22 protein-coding genes and 2 pseudogenes are annotated in these 25,021 nt (G+C 68.0%); 13 read left to right on the forward strand and 11 right to left on the reverse strand.

Features of this window, described 5'->3' with window-relative positions:
• Positions 1–15: 15 nt before the first annotated feature.
• The 4 genes from OG306_RS00320 to OG306_RS00335 form a co-directional block, all read right to left on the reverse strand.
• A complete protein-coding gene (locus OG306_RS00320) occupies positions 16–1,221 on the reverse strand; it encodes a CaiB/BaiF CoA transferase family protein (RefSeq protein WP_266751793.1) in 1,206 nt (401 codons plus the stop codon).
• On the reverse strand, positions 1,218–1,988 hold the full coding sequence (locus tag OG306_RS00325) for an enoyl-CoA hydratase/isomerase family protein (RefSeq protein WP_266751791.1): 771 nt from the start codon (positions 1,986–1,988) through the stop codon (positions 1,218–1,220). The genes OG306_RS00320 and OG306_RS00325 overlap by 4 nt, the downstream gene beginning before the upstream one ends.
• 30 nt (positions 1,989–2,018) lie before the next feature.
• Positions 2,019–2,951: a hydroxymethylglutaryl-CoA lyase gene (locus OG306_RS00330; protein WP_266907959.1), complete on the reverse strand. Its 933-nt coding sequence runs from the start codon at positions 2,949–2,951 to the stop codon at positions 2,019–2,021.
• Positions 2,952–3,013: 62 nt separating this feature from the next.
• Complete coding sequence (locus tag OG306_RS00335) at positions 3,014–3,499, reverse strand: MarR family winged helix-turn-helix transcriptional regulator (protein WP_266751787.1); 486 nt, start codon at positions 3,497–3,499, stop codon at positions 3,014–3,016.
• Between the two features lie 109 nt (positions 3,500–3,608).
• Here OG306_RS00335 and OG306_RS00340 point away from each other — a divergent pair, with 109 nt between their 5' ends.
• Both OG306_RS00340 and OG306_RS00345 read left to right on the forward strand, forming a co-directional pair.
• On the forward strand, positions 3,609–4,967 hold the full coding sequence (locus OG306_RS00340; protein ID WP_371665018.1) for an MFS transporter: 1,359 nt from the start codon (positions 3,609–3,611) through the stop codon (positions 4,965–4,967).
• Positions 4,968–5,481: 514 nt separating this feature from the next.
• The gene (locus OG306_RS00345) at positions 5,482–5,661 is read left to right on the forward strand and encodes a hypothetical protein (RefSeq protein ID WP_432762225.1); all 180 of its coding nucleotides are present in this window, start codon (positions 5,482–5,484) and stop codon (positions 5,659–5,661) included.
• Between the two features lie 46 nt (positions 5,662–5,707).
• Here the strand turns inward: OG306_RS00345 and OG306_RS00350 are convergent, their stop codons facing one another.
• On the reverse strand, positions 5,708–6,382 hold the full coding sequence (locus tag OG306_RS00350) for a hypothetical protein (protein WP_323187897.1): 675 nt from the start codon (positions 6,380–6,382) through the stop codon (positions 5,708–5,710).
• A gap of 331 nt (positions 6,383–6,713) precedes the next feature.
• Between OG306_RS00350 and OG306_RS00355 the strand changes: the two genes are divergently transcribed.
• Positions 6,714–8,333, forward strand: coding sequence for a TerD family protein (locus OG306_RS00355; RefSeq protein ID WP_371665019.1), 1,620 nt, complete (start codon positions 6,714–6,716; stop codon positions 8,331–8,333).
• Between the two features lie 32 nt (positions 8,334–8,365).
• Here OG306_RS00355 and OG306_RS00360 read toward each other — a convergent pair whose 3' ends face one another.
• Entirely contained in the window at positions 8,366–9,100 is a 735-nt protein-coding gene (locus tag OG306_RS00360; protein WP_266904186.1) for a DUF6308 family protein, read from the reverse strand.
• 67 nt (positions 9,101–9,167) lie between these two features.
• Between OG306_RS00360 and OG306_RS00365 the strand changes: the two genes are divergently transcribed.
• Together OG306_RS00365 and OG306_RS00370 are read left to right on the forward strand one after the other, a co-directional pair.
• A complete protein-coding gene (locus OG306_RS00365; RefSeq protein ID WP_371665020.1) occupies positions 9,168–9,914 on the forward strand; it encodes a vWA domain-containing protein in 747 nt (248 codons plus the stop codon).
• Positions 9,915–10,896: 982 nt separating this feature from the next.
• Positions 10,897–12,036 carry a serine hydrolase domain-containing protein gene (locus tag OG306_RS00370; RefSeq protein ID WP_371665021.1) on the forward strand — a complete coding sequence of 380 codons (1,140 nt, stop codon included), beginning with the start codon at positions 10,897–10,899 and terminating at the stop codon, positions 12,034–12,036.
• Between the two features lie 49 nt (positions 12,037–12,085).
• Here the strand turns inward: OG306_RS00370 and OG306_RS00375 are convergent, their stop codons facing one another.
• Positions 12,086–12,238 (reverse strand): hypothetical protein, encoded by a 153-nt coding sequence (locus OG306_RS00375; protein WP_266752997.1) that lies wholly within the window; start codon positions 12,236–12,238, stop codon positions 12,086–12,088.
• 38 nt (positions 12,239–12,276) lie between these two features.
• On the opposite strand from OG306_RS00375, the gene OG306_RS00380 reads away from it, so the two are divergent.
• Both OG306_RS00380 and OG306_RS00385 read left to right on the forward strand, forming a co-directional pair.
• The gene (locus OG306_RS00380) at positions 12,277–12,540 is read left to right on the forward strand and encodes a hypothetical protein (protein WP_266907967.1); all 264 of its coding nucleotides are present in this window, start codon (positions 12,277–12,279) and stop codon (positions 12,538–12,540) included.
• A 481-nt stretch (positions 12,541–13,021) separates the two neighbouring features.
• Complete coding sequence (locus OG306_RS00385) at positions 13,022–13,777, forward strand: transposase family protein (protein WP_266907969.1); 756 nt, start codon at positions 13,022–13,024, stop codon at positions 13,775–13,777.
• A gap of 19 nt (positions 13,778–13,796) precedes the next feature.
• Here OG306_RS00385 and OG306_RS00390 read toward each other — a convergent pair.
• Positions 13,797–14,327, reverse strand: a pseudogene (locus OG306_RS00390) (reverse transcriptase domain-containing protein); the annotation flags it as partial.
• A gap of 679 nt (positions 14,328–15,006) precedes the next feature.
• On the opposite strand from OG306_RS00390, the gene OG306_RS00395 reads away from it, so the two are divergent.
• Positions 15,007–15,261, forward strand: coding sequence for a ribbon-helix-helix protein (locus tag OG306_RS00395; RefSeq protein ID WP_266907971.1), 255 nt, complete (start codon positions 15,007–15,009; stop codon positions 15,259–15,261).
• 345 nt (positions 15,262–15,606) lie between these two features.
• Here OG306_RS00395 and OG306_RS00400 read toward each other — a convergent pair whose 3' ends face one another.
• A complete protein-coding gene (locus OG306_RS00400; RefSeq protein ID WP_266751765.1) occupies positions 15,607–15,867 on the reverse strand; it encodes a hypothetical protein in 261 nt (86 codons plus the stop codon).
• A gap of 322 nt (positions 15,868–16,189) precedes the next feature.
• On the opposite strand from OG306_RS00400, the gene OG306_RS00405 reads away from it, so the two are divergent.
• Complete coding sequence (locus OG306_RS00405; protein WP_371665022.1) at positions 16,190–18,541, forward strand: tetratricopeptide repeat protein; 2,352 nt, start codon at positions 16,190–16,192, stop codon at positions 18,539–18,541.
• Positions 18,542–18,619: 78 nt separating this feature from the next.
• Here the strand turns inward: OG306_RS00405 and OG306_RS00410 are convergent, their stop codons facing one another.
• Positions 18,620–19,453 (reverse strand): hypothetical protein, encoded by an 834-nt coding sequence (locus tag OG306_RS00410; protein WP_371665023.1) that lies wholly within the window; start codon positions 19,451–19,453, stop codon positions 18,620–18,622.
• Between the two features lie 785 nt (positions 19,454–20,238).
• Here OG306_RS00410 and OG306_RS00415 point away from each other — a divergent pair.
• On the forward strand, positions 20,239–20,661 hold the full coding sequence (locus OG306_RS00415; protein WP_266907977.1) for a sigma-70 family RNA polymerase sigma factor: 423 nt from the start codon (positions 20,239–20,241) through the stop codon (positions 20,659–20,661).
• Positions 20,658–21,545, forward strand: a complete 888-nt coding sequence (locus tag OG306_RS00420) for a hypothetical protein (RefSeq protein WP_266751756.1) — start codon at positions 20,658–20,660, stop codon at positions 21,543–21,545. Before OG306_RS00415 ends, OG306_RS00420 begins: the two co-directional genes overlap by 4 nt.
• Positions 21,546–21,857: 312 nt before the next feature.
• Here OG306_RS00420 and OG306_RS00425 read toward each other — a convergent pair whose 3' ends face one another.
• Complete coding sequence (locus OG306_RS00425; RefSeq protein WP_266904718.1) at positions 21,858–22,892, reverse strand: group II intron maturase-specific domain-containing protein; 1,035 nt, start codon at positions 22,890–22,892, stop codon at positions 21,858–21,860.
• Positions 22,893–23,006: 114 nt separating this feature from the next.
• On the opposite strand from OG306_RS00425, the gene OG306_RS00430 reads away from it, so the two are divergent.
• Complete coding sequence (locus OG306_RS00430) at positions 23,007–23,354, forward strand: hypothetical protein (protein ID WP_266744339.1); 348 nt, start codon at positions 23,007–23,009, stop codon at positions 23,352–23,354.
• Between the two features lie 132 nt (positions 23,355–23,486).
• Positions 23,487–24,608, forward strand: a pseudogene (locus OG306_RS00435) (recombinase family protein); the annotation flags it as partial.
• Between the last annotated feature and the right edge of the window lie 413 nt (positions 24,609–25,021).

Consider the following 25,021-nt stretch of genomic DNA (forward strand, 5'->3'; position numbering starts at 1 on the left):
TCGGCCGTGGTCATCTCAGATCACTCCCGCGGCCCGCAGGCCCTCGATCTCGCGGTCGTCTAGTCCGGCGAACTGCGCGAGGACGGTTTCGGTGTCGGCGCCCAGCAGTGGTGGGGTGCCGGCGGGCACGGGCTCGCCGCCGGTCTCTCGCAGCGGCGTGCGCAGGGCTTTGAAGGTGCCTTCGGTGGGGTGCTCGAAGTCGGTGACCACGCCCCGTGCCTGTGCTTGAGGGGCCGTCAGGGCCTCGCGGACGCCGCGGATCTCCCCGGCCGGGACGTCGGCGGCGCGCAGTTCCTTCAGGAGCGGTTCGCGGTCCCGTCCGGCGATGGCCGTGCGCAGGGCGTCCATGACGCGGTCGCGCTGGGCGACACGTCCCGTGTTGTGCCGCAGGTCCGGGTCGGCTCCGAGTTCGGCCAGGCCGAGCACGGAGCACAGCGGCGACCAGTGCTGATCGCTTCCGCTGATGTGCAGCCATCCGCCGTCAGCGGTGCGGAAGGCCGCGGACGGGACACGCCCGGGGTGCTGGGTGCCGGTACGCACCGGGTCCTCGTCGAGGGCGAACAGCCGGGCCGCGTTGAGGGCGTGCAGACTGAGCTGTACGTCCATCATGGAGACGTCGAAGTGGCGGCCGCGTCCGGTGACGCCGCGGCCGGCCAGGCCGGTGAGGGCGGCGATGGCGATCCAGAGACCGGATGTCATGTCCGCCACCGGGATCCCCGTCTTGCTGGGCGGGCCGTCGGGCTCACCGGTCATTGCCATGACACCGGACAGCGCTTGGAAGACGGTGTCGTAGCCCTTGCGCAGGCGGTCGGGGCCGCTCTGTCCGAAACCGGTGGCGGAGATGTACACGAGCCCCGGATTGGCGGCGCTGAGATCGTCGTATCCCAGTCCCAGTCGCGCCATGGCACCGGGGAGGAAGTTCTCCACGACGATGTCGGCCCGGGCGGCAAGCCGGCGGGCGGCGTCACGGCCGCGGGGGTCCTTGAGGTCCAGGGTGACCGAGCGCTTGCCGCGGTTGAAGGCGAAGAAGTAGGCGCTCTCGCCGTGCGGCAGGCGGGGTTCGAAGCTGCGGGTCTCGTCGCCGCCGCCCGGGCGTTCGACCTTGATGACCGTGGCTCCCTGTTCGGCGAGGATCTGGGTGGCCATCGGGGCCGCGAGGACGCGAGAGAAGTCGAGGACGGTGATGCCGTCGAGTGGGCCGGGCGTGGTGCTCTCGTTCACCGGCGAAACCCCCGCATCAGCGCGTTGACGTCCTGGCCTGCCCGCATCGCCGCCTCGGTGGGCAGGTCCGCGACACGGTAGAACAGGTCCTTCGCCGCGCGGAGGGCGCGGGGCTCGACAGCGGCCCACTGCTGCGCCGTCCCGAGCGCGGACTCGACCACGTCGTCCGGATCCACGACGCGATTGGCCAGGCCGTGCTCCAGGGCCTCGGCGGCGGCCAGCAGCCGTCCCGTACTGACGAGCTCGAAGGCGAGCTTGCGGCCCAGATGCCGCTGGAGTCCGGTCATCACCAGGGCCGGAACGATGGAGTGCCGCAGTTCGGGATAGCCGAACTTCAGGTCCGTGCCCACGACCGTCATGTCGGCGCCTATGGCCAGTCCGGCGCCGCCGCCCACGGCGGCACCGCGCACGGCGGAGATGACCGGCGTACCCATCCGCTGCATCTGCGTCTGTACGTGGGCGGTCAGTGCCGCCCGTTCGAGGACGGCCTCCGGCTGATCGGGGGTGAGGGCCGAGAACTCCGAGAGGTCGGCGCCCGCGCAGAAGGCGCGCCCTGCGCCGGTGAGGACGACGGCGCGTACCTGGGTGTCGTCCTCGGCCGCGGTGAGCGCGGTGCTCAGGGCGCGGGTGAGCGCGGTGTCGAGGGCGTTGAGCTTGTCGGGGCGGTTGAGGGTGAGGACGCGGACGGGTCCTCGGTCCTCGACGAGCAGTACGTCGGTGGCGGCTGCGTCCGCGTCGGTCGGCTGCCCGCTGGTCGTGACAGTCACGGAAGGTTCTCCTCGGTCGGGCGGTGGGGGTCAGGCTGCGGCGGCGGAGCGCCGGAATCCGGCGCGGGCCACCATGCTGTGCAGGGGGCGGCCCAGTGCCTCCTCGCAGGCCCGGGATGCGGCGGCGAGCGCGTCCAGGTCGATACCGGTGTCCACGCCCATCGCGTCGAACAGGCACACCAGGTCCTCGGTGCAGACGTTTCCAGTGAGGCCGGCTCCGTAGCCGATCTTCGACGGATGGCCGCCGACGCCTCCGAAGGCGCTGTCGAAGTGGCGGCAGCCGGCCTCCAGGGCGGCGACCGCGTTGGCAATGGCCGTTCCGCGGGTGTTGTGGAAGTGGGAGATCACCGCAAGGCCGGGGTGGGCCCGGTCCAGGCGGTTGAAGAGGGCGGCGACGGCGGCGGGGGTGGCGACGCCCGTGGTGTCCCCCAGGGTGACGGCGTCCGCGCCGAGGTCGGCGAAGCGGGCGACGTCCTCGGCGACGCGTCCGGGATCGACGCGCCCCTCGAAGGGGCAGCCGAACGCGACGGACACCACGCCCACCAGCCGGAAGCGGCCGTCCGCCAGGGCGACCATCTCCTCGACACGCTCCCACTGCTGCGCCCGTGTGGTGCGCAGGTTCTTCTGCGTGTGGCTCTCACTGGCCGATACCAGCAGGCTCAGTTCCTCGGCGCCCACGCCGCGGTCGAGGTCGCTCATGGCCCGTTCGACCGCCCTTGGATTGGGGCACGTCGCCTTGAACGCCACGCCGGGTCGGTGGGTGACACCTGCCAGGACCTCACCGGCGTCGGCGAAGGCGGGCACCCACTTCGGATGGCTGTAACTGGTCGCCTCGATACGGCGGAAGCCCGCATCGGCAAATGTTTCCAGCAGGGCGATTTTTGTTGTGGTCGGCACGAACGTGGGTTCGTGTTGCAGCCCGTCCCGGGCGAAGCACTCACAGATGGTGACCGTGTCGGTCATCGAGCCACCTCCTCAGGATGACTCGACAACTACTACCCCCCAGCTGTTGATAACGTCAACACCTAATCTTCATCGAGGTGCTCCCGCTCCCGCCGCTCCAGGGACAGTGCCAGGTCGGCCAGCTTCTCCAGGGCGCGCCCCAGGACCTGCGCCTCCTCGTCGGAGAGCAGCGCAGCGAAAGCCGCGTCCCGCTCGTTCGCGGCCTCGATGAGGCCCCGGTAGACCTCGACCCCGGAATTAGTGAGGGCCAACTGTCGGCTGCGGCCCACCCCCTCGGTGCGGTTCACGAGGCCGCGTTCGACCAGGCCGCGGACGACGCGGCTCATCTGGGCCTTGTCCAGACCGGCCCGTCGGGCCAGCCGGTTGAGCGTCAGCGTCGGATCGGCCGCGATCAGGGCGAGGGTGCGCCACTCACCGAGACTCACGTCGAACTCGCGGCGGTACCTGAGCGCCGCACTGCGCGACAGGGCCGAGGACGTCCGCGAGAGCCGGTAAGACAGCAGCTCGGAGATCGGCGCAAGGTCTCGGCCGTCGTCACGTTTCACCATGGGCGGCATGGTATCTCTGCCGAGGGTGTTGACTTTATCAACTTGAGCGTCGGAAACTCGCCATGCCCGCCGCTCTTGGCGACATACCTCGACAAAGGAGTCGTACGTCGTGGCCGACCCCTCGACCTCCACCGCACCACAGGACGCAGTCGACGCCTCCGCAGTCGACCGCGCCGCGACCTATCGCACCATCGCCTGGCGCGTCATGCCGCTCCTGGTCATCTGTTACATCGTCAGCTTCATCGACCGCACCAACATCGGAATCGCCCAGCACGGGCTCGAGCGGGACCTCGGCTTCGGCTCCGCCGTCTACGGCCTCGGCGTGACCCTGTTCTTCGTCGGTTTCATCCTCTTCGAAGTACCGAGCAGCGCTCTACTGGCCCGGCTCGGGGCCCGCAAGACGCTCGTGCGCATCATGGTGTCCTGGGGCGTCGTCACCCTCGCAACCTCACTGGTCCACAACGAGATCACCTTCTACGTCGCGAGGTTCCTCCTCGGCGTCACGGAGGCCGGCTTCTTCCCCGGAGCCCTCTACTTCCTCTCGCGCTGGTTCCCCTCCGCACGGCGTACGCGCATGACCGCGGTGTTCTTCGCGGGCGTCCCCGTCTCCGGTGTCCTGGGCTCCCTCATGTCCGGCGCCATCATGAAGGCCTTCGACGGCGGCACGCGGATCGCGGACTGGCAGTGGCTGTTCATCATCGAGGGGATTCCCCCGATCCTGCTCGCCGGCGCCGTCCTGCTGTGGCTCGTCGACGAACCCGAGCAGGCACGCTGGCTGACTCCCGCCCAGCGGGCGGCCGTCCGTCTGGACCTGGACGCGGACCAGCAGCGCAAGAAGGCCGAGCAGACGGCCGGCAAGGGACACGGCGGGCTGCTGCTCGCCCTGAGAGACCCCAAGGTGTGGATCATCGGCCTCTGCGCCTGCGGGGCCTACACGCTCGCCAACGCCGTGTCGTTCTGGACGCCGCGGATCATTGCCGACGCGGGCGTCGGGGATGTCCTCGACCTGGGCTTTTTCTCCGCCCTGCCGCCCTTGTTCGGCATCGTCGTCATGCTGATCGTGGGACGGCACTCCGACCGCACCCTGGAACGCCGCTGGCACGCGGCCCTCAGCTGGACCGTCGCGGCCCTGGCCATGGTGGCGATCTCGGTGTCCGGAGACGATGTCGCCGTGGTCGTGGTGCTCCTGGCGATCCTGGCCGCGGCCCACTATTCGGGCCTCACCGTCTTCTACTCCATCCCCTCCATCTACCTGAGCGAACGCGCGGCGGCCACCGGAATCGCGCTCGTCACCTCGATGGGGTCCTTCGCGGCGGCCGCGTCGCCATCCCTGCTCGGATTCATCCAGGCCAGCACCGGCAGCCTGTCGCTCGGCCTGCAGATCAGCGCCGGGATTGTGCTGCTCGCCGTCGTCCTGCTGCTGGTCGGGGTCAAGGCGAAGGACTTGCGAGAACAACGCCCCTCCTGACGCGCCGGAAGCGAGCTGCCGGGCCGGACGAGGACGACGAGGACGCGGGGTGGCCGCGGGGGTCTCCGCCTCCTCACGTAAGCCGGTTGATGTGCTTGCCGCCGGCGCCTGTCGGGTTCCGCGCCTCCGGGTTTGGGGACCCGGAGGCGCGGCGGCCGGCCTGTGGCAGCCCACACGGCCACCATGTGATGTCGACGCCGTCGACGTGGTCCGCCTTGGCGCCGACGGAAGACCGGAAAGCCGCGGTCACCCCGCAGGAACTGTCGGCCGGGGCCTTGTCACGTTGGCTGGCATGCCTGCAATGCCGGTGATTTTTCGTGTTTCCGCAGGTCGGATGGGGTGCCGGGTAACTCTGAGTGCGTAGCGGACGTTACTCGGCGTGCGGGGCTGGTCGCGTTTCCTGACCTCGAAAGTGTTCTTGGTCGGCTTCTTGATGCGCTGGCACTGCCGGTTGCGAGCGAGCGTTTCTGATCACCAAGAGCCGCCTGGCCCGGCGAGGCGCACCGCCGTCGCCGTGATGGACAAAATGCTCGACGACGCCTTCGTACGGCGTGGCGCGCCTCTGGAGCACACCCTCGCCACGCTCGCCGAGCTGACTGCCAAATGGTCCCACCCGTACGGCGTGTCCGAACGGTTGCGTCGCAGGACTTCGAGGGAATTCTTCCGCCGTGTCCCCTGGGGCAATCCCATTTGAGCAACATCTGCGGTTGCCACTGCGAGTTACAGGTCAGAGGGCATGCTCACATGGTGTGCCCCGGAATGGACGGCGCGGTGAGGACGCCGGGATGCCGTGACCGAGGGGGTACCCGACCTGGCTCTTCGCCGCCGACGGTACCGAGCTCGCCCGCGGCTACTCCCGCGAAATCAACCTTCACGAGCCCGCAGAGAAAGACGCCCCCGGCAAGCTCCAGGGCGGCGAGACGCGCCTCGCCGACGCCACGATCTACTGCTCCCTCGAACCGTGTGCGAAGCGCACCTCCCGACCCTGCTCCTGCGCCCGGCTCATCCGCGAGACCAAGATCCGGCGCGTCTTCATCGCCCGGCGGGAGGCGGACACCTCGCCCCCGGCGCGACGCGCCGAACTCCTCGATAACGCTGGCATCACTGTCATCGAGCTGGCCGAATACACCGACGCCTGCCTCCGTCGTCAACGCCGTTGCGGTCCACCCCGGGGATGGCGGGCACAGGAAGTTTTGGCGACCCAGGTCGAGTTCCATGGCACAGTGCTGCTGATGCCGCGTGGAGACGCCGGTTGTGCGGGTGACAGCGGTAAAGGCGATTGTCGCCCCGTCGAGTTCGAGAGCGGCGAGGACGGTCAGGGTGCGCTGCCGTTCGTCAAGGCTGGCTCGGCGGCGTTCCCATCCGGTGCGGGCGGGTTCGGTGGCAGACTCCTTGAGGAGAGAAGGAGTTGCCATGGGGTTTGGCTTCCGGGTCGGTGTGCCGGGAATGAGTGTGCGGGTCTCAACACGAGGTGTACGTACGTCGGTCGGTCCCCGCGCGGCACGCATCAGCGTCGGCAGCGGAGGAGCCCGTATCTCGTCCGGCCTCGGCCCCTTCTACGCCTCCAGCTCGCTGCGCGGCGGAGGCAGCCGCCGCGGGACAAGTACTCGCCGCACGGCCTCGCGCCCCAGGTCCGTGGCGCCTTCGGCGGCGCAGCTCGACCGGGCACGTCGGCAGGCGGAGCGGGCACAGCAGGATGCCCAGCGGGATGCAGCTATTGCCCAGTTGACGGAGCTTCGTCGGCAGATGACCAGCGTGCATCTGCAGTCCTTCCCGATGGCGCGCCAGCCCGTCGTGCCTGGGCCTCCCCCGCTGGGCCTGCCCTGGGCGCAAGCCGAGGCTCAGGCGTTCCATCTGCAGGGAGTGGGCCGTTTCGCCCGTGCCGAACGCAGCGCGGCCAAGTCCCGTGCGGCCTTGGAGGCGCCCTCCTTTCTGGCCGCCGAACAGGCACGTCTGCATGCCGCGCACGCATCGCTGTGCGCCGAGGCGGAGCACTGGTGGCAGGCACTCGCGGCGAACGACGAGGAGACCGTCTGCGAGGCGGTGAACACCGCGTTCTCCGACAATCCGGCCGCTGGGTGCGCGGTCGGTGTCGACGGTTCGGTGCTGTCGGTCGTCATGCGCCAGCAGGATCTCGACGCGATGCCCACCCAGACTCCGGGCCTCACTCCCAGTGGGCGCCCCACCCTGAAGAACCTCACCAAACGAGACCGGACCCTGTGGTGGCTCACCTCCATGGGCTCCAACATCATCGCCACCCTCAAGGAAGGATTCGCCACCGCACCCGGCATCACTGCCGTCGATCTCGCTGTTCTCACCCGCCTCCCTGACACCCAGCTCCTCGGCTTCGTGGCCTACGGGCGCTGGACCAGCCAGGCCGTCGAGTCGGCACCCTGGCACGAACCCGAGGACGCCCTTCGGCTCCTGGACATCGGGCAGGACGTGGCGTGTTCGGTCACCACGACGGCCTCCGGGAATTTCTCCAGCACGGTCAAGCCGCTCGACATCAGCCGCACTACCGGACTCCAGGACCTCCTCGACCACGCCCAAGAGGACCCGGACACACCGGAAACTTCCCTGGCCGACCTGGACATCGGCCTCGGTGCCAACAGCACGCCAGGTGGTCGTACGCCGACCACGGGATCCGATCCGTACCGGATCCGCACCTTCGCGGAATGGCAGAGCGACATGGCAACCTCACCAATCTCACCCCATCCTCCGAACCCGGCCCCGCAACCACACCGCGAGCCGCCCACGTCTCTCACCCCCGGCCAGACAGTGGTGCTGCCGAAAGAGGCCTGGCAAGGAATGCTCATCGCGTTCACCTTCGCCGGAGCGGACGCCGACCTGACCCTCTTCCTGACGGGCACGGACGGCCGCGTGTCCGACGACCAGGACTTCGTCTTCTACAACCAGCCCTCTGCCGCCAACGGCGCGTCCCGCCTCCTGGGCAAGCAGGCCGAAGGTCCCCACGTCACCGAGAAGGCCGCCGTACACCTCACCGCCCTGCCCGAGCACGTCCAACGCGTCGTCGTCTCCATCAACATGGACGTGGACACCGGCCTGACCTGCGCCGCCCTCACCCACGCGGCGCTCTACATGGACTGTGGCACCGGCGCCGCCTGGACATTCCAGCCCCCAGCCGATCCCCACATCCGCGCCATGGCCATCGCCGAGCTCTACCGGCACCACTCAGACGGCCAACCCGTATGGAAACTACGGGCCATCGGCCAGGGATGGGCTGACGGCCTCGACGGACTCGCCCGCGCACACGGAGTCGATCGAGTAACCAACCCCGCTCGACCGTCGGGACGCCCGAAGCCGTCCTCCCCGACGCCCAAGCGAAGGATCGACGACACCCGGTAGGTCCTCACCGCGCCACCACTCCCTTGGCGAGATCACTCCCAGGCGCAGCCAGCGTCTTGGTGATCGGTGTGATGCCGCATCCAGACCACGACGTCGCAGACCCGCAGCACGCTGACCGTTTCGGGTAGTCCGGCAGCCTGCCGCAGGGTCAGCAGCTCGCGTTGGAGGGCGTAGTCGTCGGCGCGTAGGGCGCTGTGCAGGGCGTGCCAGAAGGAGCGTGGTTGGCCGACGGCGCAGCGTACGACGCGGTCGTAGACGGGCAGTAGTCGGGGTCGCTTGCGGGCGAGGAGCTTGCCGGCGGTGGCCCATCCGATGCCTGGCTGGTCACGGAGTAGGTGCCACGCTTTGTGTGCCGGTGAACCGGGAGCCAGGTCGGCTTCCGTGGCGTCGGCCATGTCTATGTCCCGGGGAATGGCACGAAGCAGTGTGGAAAGTTGTATCCCGGCGTAGCCTTCCAGAAGATCCAGTGCGGCAGCCGCGGGAACGGTGACTGACAGGGTTTGCACTGCGATGAGGTCCTCAGCAGTTACCGCGTCGGCGACTGCTGGGTGGTCACCTCCACCGCCCAGAGCCTCGAATCGGGCTCCCGTGAACGCAGCGGCCCCTGGGCTTCGGTCCAAGCCGAAGTAGCGGCGCAGGTCCGCGACGGAGCCCGCGTCGGTGACGAGGGCATGGAGCCGTTCCGCAAAAGGATGGGGAAGATCAGGTAAGGACACCAGCGGCTCCAGGTCAGGCAGGTTGACAGGCAGTACTCGGAGCCACTTCATCTCTTTCGCAACGGTCGCATTGGGTAAACGCTGCTTTTGGTCAGCAGCGAGGCGTCACCATGAGGGGATGACCGCGACGAACGGCATGCAGCGAGCACCAGCTATCAGCCTGTCCAAGGTGCAAGAACGTGCGCCCGACCTGGTCAGCCTGTACAAGGTCGCGGGCGACAGTATCCGCGGGCATGGGCTGGAGGGCGTGCGGGCCGCGGTGTACCTCGTGCTGGACCGGTCCGGGTCGATGCGGCCCTACTACCGGGACGGGACCATGCAGCATCTGGCCGAGCAGGTCCTGTCGCTGTCGGCTCATCTCGACGACGACGGGATCGTGCCCGTGGTGTTCTTCTCCACGGATGTCGACGGGTCCACTGACCTGACGCTCGGCGGGCACCGCGGCCGCATCAACAAGCTGCACGAGAACCTCGGTCATATGGGGCGCACGAACTACCACTGGGCCATGGACGAGGTCATCGACCACTACATGGAGTCCGGCAGCCGGTCACCGGCCCTGGTCATCTTCCAGACCGACGGCGGGCCCACCAGCAAGCTCGCCGCCGAACGCTACCTATGCAAGGCAGCACGACTCCCCCTGTTCTGGCAGTTCGTTGGCTTCGGTGACCCCGACAGTAACGAGTTCGCGTTCTTGCGGAGGCTGGATACCCTCGCCGTGCCGGCCTGCCGCGTCGTCGACAACGCCGGCTTCTTCCACGCCGACCGCACCCCGAAGGCCACTGGCGACCACCAGCTCTTCGACCGGCTGCTCCACGAATTCCCCGACTGGCTGGCCGCCGCCCACACCGCCCACATCGTGCAGTGAACGCTCAGGACGCAGTCGTCGACGGCCTCGCCTTGCCCTGGAGCTCCGGCGTCGTCGAAAACCAGGTCACACGCATCAAGCTGATCAAACGCCGGTCATACGGCCGTGCCTCATTCGCACTGTTGCGGATCCGGAATGGTGCGGTACCTGTGTCCGCGCCTTGACGAGTGGTTGGAAAGCGAGGAGATACGGCCGGGACGCCTTCAGCACCTGGTGTCGGATGTGCAGCGGCGACTCGTGGACGCTCGCAGCACGGCGTGAGGCACATCGGCTGCACTGTCGGTCCGAAGCTGACCGGCCGACCAAGGAAACCGCCAGCTACCAGGCAAAGCACCCGCCAACTGCGAATCGACACAGCCTTCTGACGACCGCCTACCGAGGACCAACTCGCCACCCTCGCCAGCCTTGGGTGGGTGGGCTGCGTAGAAAGAATGGCTTGGTCCAGCCGCCGAGCACCCGCTTGGGGAAGGTACTTTGGCCGCTCGACTGGCGCCTGGTAGACGGAGCCGGATCACCGAGAACCTGCTCCTGAGAGCGGGAGCAGACTGATTGCTGGCGGGGCTGGTGCCTGGCGCGGGGGCGCGGCAGGTTGAGTGACGGGGGTGCGGGGATGTCGGGGTCGGAACGTAGGGGTCGGTCGCGTGGTGAGTTGATCCGGCAGCGTACGCGGGCGCAGTTTGTGGGGCGTCGGGCGCAGTTGTCGTTGTTTGCGGAGAATTGGTTGAAGGATCCGGAGTCCGAGGAGGATCCGGCGGAGTTTTTGTTTCATGTGCGTGGGGTGGGTGGGGTGGGGAAGTCCACGCTGCTGCGGCAGTGGCAGGGGGCGGCCCGGCGGGCGGATCACGCGAAGGCAGGACCATGGTGGGGCTGACCGCGTATGCCGGTGCGAAGCCAGCGACCGCGGGAACGGTTCTGGTCGCAACCGCGTTGAAGTCGGCGGGCGACCGTGATCGTGGTGGCCCGGGTCGGAGGGGGAGTGCCTGTGCACACCAGCACGGTGCCGGACAACCCGGCGCAGCGGCGCGTCGAGGAAGTCCTGGCGGAGTTGACGGGATCGGGCGTGGAGGCCGGGGTGCAGGTGGCGGCCTGGTGCGACGGCGAGTTGGTGGTCGACGCGTGGGCGGGGACGGCCGACGTCGCCGAGGGGCGGCCGATGGGGCCGGACACCTTGGTGCCGGCCTGGTCGACTGGCAAGGGCGTGGCGGCGGCCCTGGTCGCGATACTGGTGGACCAGGGGGTGCTGGCGTACGACGCGCCGGTGGCGCGGCACTGGCCGCGGTTCGGCGCGGCGGGGAAGGAGCGGATCACCCTGGGGCAGGTGCTCGGTCATATGGCCGGGTTGCCCCAGCTGCCGGCGGATGTGACCCCGGAGCGGTTGCTCGACCTGCCGGCCATGGCCGACTGGATCGCCGGGCAGCGGCCGCGGTGGGAGCCCGGTAGCGCGTTCGGTTACCACGCCTGGACTTACGGGGTGCTGCTGGCCGAGATTCTGCGCCGCGCTACCGGCCGGACCTGCGACCAGCTGCTGCGCGAAGAGCTGGCCGGTCCGCTCGGGATCGGTGACGAGTTGCTCTTCCACGTCCCTGAGCACCTGGCGTCGCGGGTGGCCACCTGTTACGACGGCGGCTGGGCGGCTCGGCTGGAGCGGATGCCACCCGAGGCGCCGTTCTTCGATTGCGTTCCCCACGGGGTGCTGCCGGTGGCGGAGTTGGGTAACCGCGACGATTTCCGGCGTACGGCACTGCCTGCAAACGGGATCATGACCGCGCGCGGGGCCGCCCGTCTGTACGCGGTGCTGGCCTGCGGCGGTGAGCTGGAGGGTGTACGGCTGCTGTCGGCGGCGACCTTGAAGGAGGCGACCACGGGGTGGGTGAGCGGGGTGGACAGGATGATGGGCACCACCTGCACGATGGGTGGCGGCTTCGTGATCGGGGACAGCGGAGCGAAGCCGGTGCGCCCGGCGGGCGGCTTCGGCCACAGCGGGTCGGGCGGCAGCACGGCCTTCGCCGACCCGGCGCATCGGTTCTCCTTCGCTCTGGTCAAGAACCGGATGACCACGCCCGGCCTGGACGCGCGGCTGACAAGCGAGATCCGTACGGCGCTCGGCATCGCGAGCAACTGAGTACCCGCAGGCAGCAGGAACCACGAGATCGTCGCCGGCTCTCGCACGTCTACAACGGCCCGACGATGCTGACCGGGCGCTGGTGGCCGCGCTGGGCGAGCTCGAAGCCGATCCTGTCGGTACCTCGCCGGGAAGGTTCGGGTTCGATGAACCGGAGCTCGCTCTCCACCAGGCGGAAGCCGATCTCGTTCTCGGACGTCATCAACAGGCCCGTACCCGTGCCGAAGCGTCCGCAGCAGCGTGCCCGAACGGTACGGGCGGCTGGGCGGCTGGGCGGCTGCCACCCTCGTCCTCGCACAGAGCGAAGCTCTCGGCCAGCCCCAGTACGCCGTCCAACGCGCCCTTCACGTTTTCGACCACGTCCCCGCTGCCCGGCTCCGCTCCACAACCCGCACCCGCCTCCACAAACTTGCCACAGCGCTCCCCGCCGGACACGCAGCCGACCTCACCGAACGGCTCGGTACTCTCCCCGTAGCCATCGACCACCACGGACACGCCCTCTGAGTCCCTCAGCGACGTTCAGCTCGGCATATCCGCTTTGTGCCCATCCGCGTGTTCGGCAAGAGAGTCGAGCGCGCCGGCGGTGAGCTCTCGATGACGACGGCAACGACGAGTGAGCCCGGCTCAGCGCTCCAGGTCGCCAGGCATGGTGCTCAGCCCGGCACGAGCCGACGGAAGCGGCGGAGTGGCAGTCATCCGACGGGCCAAGCCAACGAGGTGCTGACGCAGGTCAGTATGCTCGTCGGCCGTGGAGCCGAGGATCAGTCGGGTGATCTGGGGAAAAGCGGAGGGCAGTACAGCAATCCCGATGAGAGCCAAAAGGGTGCCTGCAGCGCGATCGTCCGGCTTCGTACCCAGCGCTGCGGCCAGTGAGCCCTTTCCAATCTGACGGCGGCACTGTCGAGACGGGCAGCTGTACAACGCGAAGAAGCTCCTGGTAGACGGGTTCACGACCAAGATCACCCGTGTCCGCCAGGAGCTTCGCGTGCTTGTCTACCCGTCGTCGATCGATCTGTCCAGCCACACCCTGCGCTATCTGACAGGACAACTCCGTGCCCGGCAGCGCGAGATCGGAACGCGGTGGCGACGGTTGCCGGTGGGCCGGCAGGCCCTGCTCGCCCTGGCCCACTTGAGGTGCGGTGACACCTACGCCCAGCTCGCGGCCGGGTTCCGCATTGGTGTCGCAACGGCCTATCGCTACATACGCGAAGCCGTCGCCGTCCTGGCCGCCCTCGCCCCGACCCTGGCCGAAGCGATGAAGACCATGCAGACGAAGGCGTTCGTGATCCTGGACGGCACCCTGCTACCTATCGACCGGATTGCCGCAGACACCCCGTACTACTCCGGGAAGCATAAACGCCACGGCATGAACGTCCAGGTCCTCACCGACCCGTTCGCACGCCTGTTGTGGGCCTCGCCCGCACTACCGGGCTCGACCCACGACCTGACCGCCGCACGTACTCACGGCATCATCGATGCCCTCGTCGACGCGGACGTGAAGTGCTGGGCGGACAAGGCATACCAAGGCGCCGGCCGCCCGGTCCGGGTCCCGTTCCGCGGCCGACGGCTCAAGCGGTGGAAGCGACGGCACAACAGCACCCACGCCAGGATCCGCTGCCTCGGCGAGCAAGCCATGGCCACCCTGAAGAGCTGGCGCCTCCTGCGCAAACTCCGCTGCAGTACCAACCGGATCAACGACATCGTGAAGGCCATCGTCGCCCTTCATCACGCCTCAACCTGAGGTTGGAAAAGGCTCACTGCTTGGTGCCGAAGTGGTGGATCTCGGCGATCGCGTCCCAGGCCCGCCGCCCGGGCCTGAAGCCATAGGAAACCGGCGTGAAGTCGGTCTCGAAGATCGGCTCCAGTACGAGTTTCAGCGCGGCCTGCACGATCCGGTCCGCCACCGTCGGAATCCCGAGGGCGCGGACGTTCCCCGACCCGCCCGGCTTGGGGATCTTGCGTTCCCTGACCGGGAGAGGCCGGAACGAGCCGCCCTTGAGGGCGATACGTAGATCGTGCAGGAACCCGGGCACCCCGGTGTACTCCTCAATGTCGGCGACGGTCAGGCCGTCGACGCCGGAAGTGCGGGAGCCCTTGTTGCCCGCGACCCGCTCGAACGCCACGATCAGCGTCGCCGGGTCGTGCACGAGGTTGAACAGGTCGTCGAACCGGCGGCCGGGATCGGCCGCCGCCCAACGGTGCAGCTTGGCCTGCATCTCCGATACCCGCTGTCGGGGACCGACGGTCCCGGTGGGCGGAGCGCTGCCGTTCGGCGGCGCGTCTTTCGGCATTGCAGCCTCCTTGTTGCTCGTCTTCCGCTGCCGCCCTTCCCCATGTGGCCGGCTTTCCCGGCCTCGGAGTACTACGGCGGCTCCGCCCCGTCCCCGGCCGATCGGCGGTCGATGCGCCCAGCCCCCGCCGCCGCGCTGGAGGCACGGGCGGAGGCGAGGCCGGGGACGGTTCCCACGTTCACCGTGATTCGCTGGATGGAGGAGGAGCCCGGCTGTGCCCCAGCGGCATCGCCACGAGTACGCCGTAGACCTTCCTCATGACCTCCCACTCCGTTTAGGGATACTTCGTGGGAGTTCTCCCGTTTTCGGTACTTCCTCCGCACGGAGGATGCCCGTCAACGCGATACGCACCGCGTCCGGCCCAGATCCGCCAGGTTCGAGCCGGTGTCCAAGTTGAAGGACGTAACAACGCCGGTTCCTCGCGTACTCCTCTCCATCTCGCCGACCGGACCCACACCATCTGGCAGTGCTGGCACGTCCCGGCCGTGTCGGGGCTGCTTGCCGCCCTTCCCGGCATCACCCGGATCAGGCTGCCCCCAGCTTCAATCCACCTGCTACGACAGGCAGATGACGGTGGTCTTTCACCTCCGTACGAATCACAGCGCCTCGTGGCGCAACCCTCTGAAGTGGACAGCCTGGTACTCACCCCGTGAGTTCTACCGGCGGCAGAATCGGTGGTATGGGCAAACCGACGAGCATCAAGACCAGCGAGGAAGTGCGCGACCGGCTCCGGGTTCTCGCCGCGGAGCGCGGCACGACCATCACCGAGCTGTTGGAGGAGCTCGCCGGCTGCGAGCTCACGGAAGCCGAGCGTGAGCAGCGTGCTGTCGAGGCTGCCCGTGAGCTCGGTATCGAGTACACCGAGCACGTCCAGCAGGCCGGGCAGGACGCCTGGGCGAGGATCCGCGCTCATCAGGGCGGCGCCGCCGCGTGAACCTGACGGTCGTCCTGGACCACACCGCTCTGATCGCGCTGTACCGGGCGGATCCCTTCCTCACCGGCCTGTGCATCGAAGCCTCCCGCGGTACCGGCCGCGTCATCGTCCCGTCGCTGTCGGTCCTGCTGCGGAGCAGCAGGACGCGGGTGCGGGCCAGCACGCGGCGGTTTCGCGGAGAACGTTCCGTTCACCACCGGGCACGCAGGACCACAAGCCAACAAGGACCTGACCAGGACTCGCGAAGGTGAGATCGGGTGAAGGGCAGCCTGGGGGCGGGGGACTCCGCCCCCAGACGTGTCGTTCGAGGCATCTCTCTTCGATACAACGGTGTTAGGCAAATCGTCATTGTTGAGCAGTGCGGCTATGCACGCCAGCTACCCGTGCTTCGTCCGGTGCCCTCCTCTCCAGCTCAGGTGTGTTCTCGTCCTCTTCGCGGCTCACCTTCTGGGTGTTGCGCTCGGTCGCTACCCTCAGCTCATTGAGTGCGTGTACCACAGGGATGCAGGCCTGAATGAGTTCCGCCACCGCCTTCGGGACACGGGCGGCAGCGCCGATGATGATCACGATTCCGCCGATCACGGCCAGAATGGTCGTCAGCGCCATCACTTCCTCCGGAAGTTAAGGCCAGGCCGGGTGCCTGGCACGATGAGGATCCGCAAGCTGGGTACGGACGAGCCACTCCGGATTGGCTGGAACAAGGGAATCCGTGCTGGTGGGCGGGCTACGGTGAGTTTTCCGGTCCGGATCCGGACCGGAGAAACGGGGAAGGCACATGGCTGGAACGCGGAGAGTTGAAGGGGCACGCAAGTGGTTCGGGGACAGGCTGAAGGAGCTGCGAACCGTCTCGGGGCTGGATCAGGAAGCGGCCGCGAGAAGGGCGAACGACAGGGCTAGGTCGGCGCGGCCCGTCTCCCCCGGCAAGCCAGTGAAACAGCTCACCGCTAAGGGGATCAGTTCATGGGAGCTTGGCGATCATCTGCCGCGGTCGGAAGCGGCGGGGAGGCTGGTTCAGGTGCTGATCGAACGTGCACGGGCTCGGGGCGTTCGTCCGGATGATCAGAACCTGACCCCTGGACTGCTGGACGAGAACAAGTGGGAAGCCTGGTGGAATGCCGCCCAAGCCCAGCCACAGCCGACCGCCAGTGCCGGCAGTAAGTCGAAGTCATCGCCTACGGCCCTGCCTCCGGACGTCTTACGCGCGGCTGCTGAGACGGACGCTCCCGCGGGCCTGAATAACCTCCCCTTCCGAACAGATCACTTCGTCGGGCGTGCCGCTGAACAGGAACAACTCGACTCGGCATTAAGCACCACCAGCGCGGCGCAAGTCGTGTTCGGGTTGGGCGGCGTCGGCAAGAGCACCTTGGCTGCGCACTGGGCTGCCACCCGCCCCCACGGCTGTACTCCCGTTCGTTGGATCACCGCTGACAGCCCCGCTAACATCCGGCAGGGTCTGGTAGACCTCGCCACCGCTCTCCAGCCGGCCCTGGTGTCTGCTCCGACCGCAGAGGTGCTCGCCGAGTTCGCCTTGCAGTGGCTCGCCAGCCACCGAGACTGGCTGCTGGTACTGGACAACGTCGAGGATCCCGCTGACATCGCCCCGCTGCTGGCCCGCGCCCCTGGCGGCCGGTTCCTCATTACCACCCGGCGCTCCAGCGGCTGGCGTGGCATGACAATGCCCATGTGCCTCGGCGTACTCGCTCCGACCGAATCCCGCAGCCTGCTCGCCACCGGGACCCATGGCGAAGGGGATCCGGATGCGGACGGCGTGCAAGAACTCTGCGATGAACTGGGGCATTTGCCACTGGCCATCGAACAGGCTGGTGCCTACATCACCGAAGCCGGCCTCACCCCGCGCGCCTATCTGGACCTGCTTGCCAACCTCCCGGCGGACATGTATCGCCGAGGGGAAGAAGGCCGCGCTGTTGATCAGACCATCGCCCGTATCTGGCACATCACCCTTGAGCACCTCACCGACACGCCCCTCGCAGGACATGTCCTACGCACGCTGGCCTGGTACGCCCCCGACCGGATCCCCCGCACTCTGCTCGAATCCCTGGGAGAGCAGCCCGCCGTGCATGACGCCGTGCGGCGTCTTGCCGCCTACAGCATGATCACCGCAGCCCCGGACACGGTGACCGTGCACCGGCTCGTCCAGGCCGTCGCCCGCACTCCCGATCCCAGTGATCCCCACCGCCATCCGCACGACATCAGCCGAGCCCTCAGCGACGCCACCGCTGGTCTGGTCTCAAGAAGTTTGGATAACGGAGACGACCCGACTTCCTGGCCCGCCTGGCGGGAGCTCGTTCCTCACATCGACGCCATCGTCGACCACGCTCCGCCGGGCACCGATACTGAGCGCACTGCGCTCGTACTCAACCAGACCGCACTCTTCCTTGCAGAACAAGGCCTTATCGCCCGTTCCACTGCATACCGTCAACGGGCCCTTGCAGCCAGGGAACGTATCTTTCCTGCTGACCACCCACACATCCTGACCTCGCGGCACAACCTCGCCTGCGCGTTCCACGCTGCAGGTGACCTGGAGAAGGCGATCCCCCTCTACAAGTCAACTCTGGAGGCGCGGGAGCGGGTGCTCCCTGTCGACCACCAGCACACGCTGGTCTCTCGGAACAACCTCGCCTGTTGCTACCACGATGAAGGCGACCTGGAGAAGGCGATCCCCCTCTACGAGCAGATCTTGCAAACCCAGGAGCGGGTGCTTTCCAACGCCCACATCGACACGCTGACTTCGCGGCACAACCTCGCCTGTTGCTACCACGATGCAGGTGACCCGGGAAAGGCGATCCTCCTCTGCGAGCAGGGCCTGAAGGATGCGGAACAGGCCCTTCCCATCGACCACCCTCTCACTCTGACTTTGCACAGAAGCCTGGCCGACGTGTACCGCTCTAAAGGTGATCTGGAGAAGGCAATCCACCACTACAAACAGGCTCTGGCTGGCCGAGAGCGAGTTCTTCGCGCAGGCCACAGCCACACGCTGGCCTCGCGGAAAGCCCTGGCTGACGCGCACCACGCTGCAGGCAACCTGAAGGAGGCGATCCCCCTCTACGAGCAGAACCTGGCCGATGTGGAGCGGTTCCTTCCCGTCGACCACCCGGTCGGGACTCAGTTGAGATTCACACTTGCTGGTGTATACGAGGAGGCAAACAACCCGGAGCGGGCACTTGCCTTATACGAGCGTGCCTTTGCGGATGCTCAGAAGTTCCTCTCGGACAACCATCCCGACGCACAACGGGAGGCACTCGACGGCAATCCGGACTGAGTGAGCCCTTTTGGGTGCTGACCGCGACGTGCCGTGGCGTCGGCGGGAGGGTAGTTCTCATCGCGCTGCCGGCGGCGGTCAGGTGCGGTCGGCCGCCATGACGCGCAGGATGTCGTCGGTGAGCTGCTGAGGGTGGGCGGTCCTCAAAGTCGTCCCCAGGGTCTCCCAGGCGTTGTAGACCGTGGAGCCGTCGGACAGCTTCCGGCCGTCCGACTCTCTGATGACCGACCTTTCCGAGTCACCGCGGTGGAAGTTGTACTCCTCGTCGCCGCTGACCATCGTGACGTCGCAGCCGCACCCGAAGCCGTCGTCGGGATCGTCCTCGTACGCCCCGTCCTCGTGACGGGTGTTCAGCCTCACTGCTCCGTCGTGCTGCTCGGTGAGCAGGGCCGCCACGGCCTTCACGGTCTGGTGGGCGTCGGCGGGCATGGGAGCGGAGCTGGGGGCGGCGTGCAGGGCGCGCACGGTGGTGGAGGCGTGCCGGTCGGCCAGGCTGTGGATCGTGTCGGATACCGACCGCAGGGTCTCCAGGGCGTCGCTCAGGTTCGCCGGCTGCCCGGCGCCGGCCGGGGCGGGCAGTTCGGCCTCGCCGCGCTCGACGATCCGGCCGACCGCGCACGCGAGTTCCTGGAGGGCGTCGGCGCTGTACTGGAGCTGAACGAAGAGCGCCGAGGCGACCGTCGCGGCATCCTGCGGGGTGTAGAGGGACCAGGGGCCCGACAGGGCCTGGACCGAGACCCCGGTGGTCTCCGCTGCCGCACAGGCCAAATCCATCGAGTCCTCGGGGTCGTGCGCGGTTACGGTGCGCACCTGCGAGACGAAGTCGTTGCATTGGTCGGCGGCCTGCTCGTACAGGGCGTCCCAGGGGGTGTTGTCGTCGAGGCCGGCCGTCGGGGCCTGGTTGATGAGCATGCCCCCGATCCTTCCAGACCCCGACGCAGGGCGGCCGCGCGAAAAGACGGCTGGCCTCTGTCCGCAGGGCCAACCCGGTGGCCTGCCCGCATGACTGATGACGCACAGCAGGCGGCCCAAACGTGCGACGCTGACCGCCGACAGTGACGTTGATCCTCCCCCAACAGGCGCGACACTCCAGACGACTTGGCGGGGTTTCTTGGCCGGGACATCGGAAGGCCGGGACGTCGGAAGATCGAGGACCACGCGACGGCGTGCCGCTCGGCCGCACAGTTCCCCGTCACCAGCAACACGGTGATGAGGAACCGCTGTATCCGGGGAAGGGGAGAAGCTGGCCGCTATCGGATCAGGCCGCGAGACCGCCGAGCAGGCCCAGCAGCCCGAAGGCATCTCGCCTGGCAAGCCGGGCCGAAAGCTGGGGCCGATCGCCGACAGTGTCGGCAGCGCCCACCGGGCATGGCTGAAGCCGCTGCGCAAAAGCTTTCTGCGCAGCGGACAGACCATCAGCGACCTGAGCGCCCGTACGGGCTGGGCGAAGTCCAAGATCTCCGAACTGCTGCGCGGCACTGGCCTGTATCTGAGGTGGGAGATCACCTACAGCCTGCTGCAGGAGCTGAACATCCCGGCTTGGCCCATGCGTCGCCTGTGGTCTGCGGCCGTACTTGAAGCGCAGAAGAAGCCGGACTGGATCGACCGGTGCATATACAGGCAGGTGCTGTCGACCGGCTCCGACCGCCCGCCGCTGGAGCACCGCGCTAGGCGGAGACGAAGAGTCGCATCAGGCCGTGACGGAGGCGTTCGACATTCTCTGGCTGTGCTGGGACGAGGCCCTGGCAAGTTCAGATGTCGTGAAGTTCGCCTGGTCTGTGTTCCGGCGCAGGGTGATGGCCCGTGCCCGTCACGTGGACGGTCGGCCCGAGTTCGTCATGGCCGCGTTCGACACCGTCACGCTCAGCACCCTGATAACTGACGAAGCACGGTTCGCGCAGGTCGAGGAAAGCATCGCGCTGTTCAAGACGATGAGCCGGCTGCCCGACCACCAGCTCGACGTCATGGTCCTGCGGCACCTGCGCGGCATGCCCACCTCCGCCGTGGCCGATGTCCTCGGCGTGCCGACCGCGGCTGTCCGCTCCGACGAACGGCATGCCCGGCACGCCCTGGAGATCGCCCTTGGCCCTGACAATGACTCCGAAGGGAACGCCCCATGACACGCATCGATGAACTCCTGGCCCGCGCTCTGCTCCTCGACGAACCCAGCCGGCCTAAGGACATCGTCCCCCGAACCGCAGTGGAGACGCCGCCGATGGGCAACGCGCCCGAAGCGGCACCCGGATCCGGCGGCAGGGACGCACTGGCCGCTGTGGCAGTACGTGATCTGCATGCTCTTTGCGAAGTTCTGGTCTCCCAGGCACCGGCAACGGCTCTGCAGGGATTTGTGACCGAGCAGCTCCCTGCTCCCCCAGGTGCCCGGGTGCTGGGCTGCGTCCTCCAGCTCGCCGACGCCGACGACGGCGCCCGCTCCTGGTGGCAGTACGCGGCCGGAGCGGGCGACAGAGCAGCTGCGTACTGCTTGTACCTGCATCACCTCTCACTCGGGGAGAGCGACGCGGCGGCATGGTGGTACCAGCAGACGCAGATCGACACCTGCCCGACGCCCGACCACACAGCCAAATCCGCACGCACGCAGGCCGAGAAGAGTTCGCATTCCCTGAAAGTCCCGGAACCGATCAAGAATCTCGATACCAGCACTCCCACCGTGCTGCGCGTCTTCAGGAACCTCATGAGGCGGGCTGACCGGCCCCGCACCGAAGTCGTCGACGCCTTGATGCACTACCTGCCGACCGCCGTCGCCGTCGGCTACGTCAACGACGAACCGGACATCGACCTGCCCTTGCCCGGCCCGGACTTCGCCGAACGCATCAGCGTGCTGCTTGCCGCAGCAAGCAGCATCAGTGGCGTCCCAGGGACAACTCGGCAGCGGGCCGCCGAGCCACCACTTCAAAGCCGCCAGGACCATCGAGCACACGAGGGCAGCCCTGAACACGAACGCTCGGAAGAGGCGACGGAGGAGGTGGTACGAGGATGCCGGTAATCAGAATCGCTATGACTCTGGTGCGCAATTCCGGGTGGGTGGTCAGGCTGTGAGTCGGTAGCTGAGGCGGGTGAGGTTGCTGGTGCGGCTGCGGTCCAGTGGATGCTCGGTCCAGTGGGCGTCTAGGCGGATGAGGTTGATCGCGGTGGCGGAGAAGGCGTGCTGGAGGCGGACTTTCGGCAGCCCGCGGTAGCGGGCCCGGCGGATGCCGGTGATGTCGAGTGCCTGTCGGGTAGCGGCGGCGCGTTGCCGCGCCGCCGCCCCCTGAGAACCGTGCGGGCGGGTTGGCCCCGCACACGGCTCAAGCAGGCCCTATGGCTCACGGGCGGGCAGAAGGCTGGGCCCCTTGCCGGTGGCGGTGACAAGCCGTTGTCGGCAGTGGGCGTGCAGGAGTTGGGCGGGTGGGGCGTCCGGTGTGCCCGGCCCGGTGATGACGATCGCCTTGCGGCTGATCGCTTTGCGGGTCGCCCGCAGCCACTGCTCCCACGCGATGGGGCTGGACGGCGGATGGTCAGCGTGCAGCAGAAGAGCCCCGCAGAGCGGACAGCGGCCGTTCTGGCGGTTGAGCAGGTGCCAGTCGGCCTTGTCGATCAGCGGGATCACGTCCTTGCGCCGCCGCCGGGCCCAGTACTCGGTCAGTGCCGGGTCATCCGGAGACGCCCCGAACTTGACGAGCTGGTGCCGGACGATCTTCGTCCACGCGAACTTGGTGAGGAACCGTCCGCTGCCGCGGTCTCCGAAGACCCACCGGTCACCCCGGCGGGGGTTGAACTCTCCGAAGTAGCGGTGCACGATCCAGTCCTTTGGCTTGTTCGCGTGTTCGTGCTTGGCCCACTTGTAGGCGAGCTGCCACACGTAGAAGTCCAGCGAGCTGAAGACCCTGCTGGACACCCCGATCCGGAAGTAGGCGGACCAGCCCCGGATGATCGGGTTGAGGGTCCTGATCACCGCCTCGGCATTGGACCCGCGCAGGTCCCACATCTCGGCGGCGAGCCGTTTCCGGATCCGTTTCACGGACGCCTTGCTGGGTTTGATCAGCAGTTTCCGGTTGCGATACAGCCGGACGTGGAAGCCCAGGAAGCAGAAGCCCTCGGTGAGGCGCACGATGCGCGTCTTGTCCTCGTTGAAGGCGAGCCCTCTGGGTTCCAGCCAGGCGGCGAGCCGCTGCTTGACCTCCTCGGCCTGCTCACGGCTGTGGCACATCGCCACCAGATCGTCTGCGTACCTCACCAGCACGGGGCTCTTGCGCATCACGCTCCCGGCGTGGATGCCGCTCGCGTGATACCGCACCCCGGCGGCCTCCTCCATTCCGTGCAGAGCCACGTTCATCAGCGCGGGGCTGATCACGCCCCCAACGCAATGGGCAACTTCTGCTTCGAGGTGACGCTCGGCTACCGGCGCTTGGAACTCCTTCCTCGCGCGGAGGGTAAGGAGCGTCACAATGGGTAGTAGGTTTGTGACATGGTGCGTGGTGATCGTGTCGATAGCGTCGAGTACGCCCGGCGGGTCAACGCCGCCGCGGATCTGGTCGGGGCGGGTGCGCCCGTGGCCGCAGCCGCCCGCACGTTGGCGAGTAGGTACGGGGTGTCGGTGCGTCAGGCACGCCGGTATCTGGAGCAGGCCATGGCCGCTGGACATCTCGAAGTCCCCGAGTCGAGCGTGGTGTTCACTGTCAAGCTGCCGGAATCGCTGGCAGGACAGATCCGCGCCCGTGCCCACGAGAGCGACCGGGCGATCTCCGCGGTGGTGGCCCAGGCCCTGGCCGAATTCCTTGAGCGGGGTGCCCCGGAGGGGCGGCCGGGCAGGTGAGCGGCCGGCCGGTGGAGGTGGAGGCGGTCTTCGACCGTCATGCGGCGGCGGACTTGTCCGCGGCCTATGCGGCGTTGGTTCCGCAGCGGCGGGCCCGGATACGGGATCGCCTGGAGCAGGCAGGAGTGAGCGATGACCAGCGTGGCGATCTACGCCCGGGTGTCCTCGGCCCGGCAGAAGAAGGACCAGACGATCAGCTCGCAGACCGCGGCCCTGCGCGCGCACGTCGCAGAACAGCGTCTTGAGCTGCCCGAGGAGTGGGTGTTCGAGGACGAGGGGCACTCCGGGGCGACCCTGGTGCGGCCCGCGCTGGAGCGGTTGCGCGACCTGGTCGCCCAGGTCGGCGTGGATGTGGTGCTGTGCTATGCGCCCGACCGCCTCGCCCGCAAGTTCGCTTACCAGGCCCTGCTGGTCGAGGAGTTCGCCCGGGCAGGCACCCGGGTGGAGTTCGTCCGCGGCCCACGCGGCGACAGCCCCGAGGACCAGCTGATGGTCCAGTTCCAGGGCATGTTCGCCGAGTACGAGAAGGCCCAGCTGATGGAACGCTACCGGCGCGGGAAGACCTACCGGGCCCGCTCGGGGGCGGTGAACGTGCTGGGCGGAGCCCCGTTCGGCTACCGCTACCTGCGCAAGACCCCCGAGTGCGGGGCCACCTACGAGATCGTCGAGTCCGAGGCGGCGCTGGTGGTCGAGCTGTTCCGCCGCTATACCGACGACGGGGTCTCCATCGCGGACCTGACCCGCTGGCTCACCGACAGCGGCACTCCCACCCGCACCGGCAAGACCCGCTGGGACCGCAGCGTGGTCTGGGGCATGCTCAAAAACCCCGCCTACCAAGGGCAGGCAGCCTTCGGCAAGACCCAGATCCTCCACGAGTCCCCGGGCCTGAACCGCCGGGCCCGCCTGGAGGGCCGCAGTACTCCGCGCGCCGTCAAGACCGCCGACCGCCCCCGCGAGGAGTGGATCACCATCCCCGTTCCCGCGCTCGTCACCCCGGCCACCTTCGAACGCGCCGCCCAGCGGCTCGCCGACAACAAGCGCTTCGCTTCGCGCAACAGCAAGGTCCCCTCCCTGCTTCAGGGGCTGTCGGCGTGTGTGAGCTGCGGATACGGCTACTACCGCACCTCGACCACTACTTCCTCCGGCAAGAAGATCTACTACTACCGGTGCCTGGGCTCCGACGACTACCGCTACGCGGGCGGCCGGGTCTGCACCAACAAGCCCGTCCGCGCCGACTACCTCGACACCGTCGTCTGGGACCACATCATCGGCATGATCGCCGACCCGCACCTGATCCGGTCCGAGATCGACAAGCGGCTGGACCGTGCCCGCACCTCCGACCCCGCCACCCGCCAGCGCAGCCGTCTCGAACTGGCCCTGGCCAAGGCCACCGCAGCGATCACGCGCATGATCGAGGCGTTCCAGGAACAGCTCGTCACCATCGATGAACTGCGGGCCCGGATGCCCGGCCTGCGGGCCCGGGAGAGTAACCTGCGTGGCCAACTCGACGCGCTGGAAGCCCAGCTCGCCGACCGCGACGCCTACCTCAAGCTCGCTGACGACCTCGAAGGCTTCCTCGCCCAGCTCCGCGAGAACGCTGGGACAGCCGAGGTCCCCGAGCGCCAGCGCGTCCTGAGGCTCCTCGTCAAGGACGTCCTCGTCGGCCC

It is taken from the genome of Streptomyces sp. NBC_01241, from assembly GCF_041435435.1.
Lineage (GTDB): Bacteria > Actinomycetota > Actinomycetes > Streptomycetales > Streptomycetaceae > Streptomyces.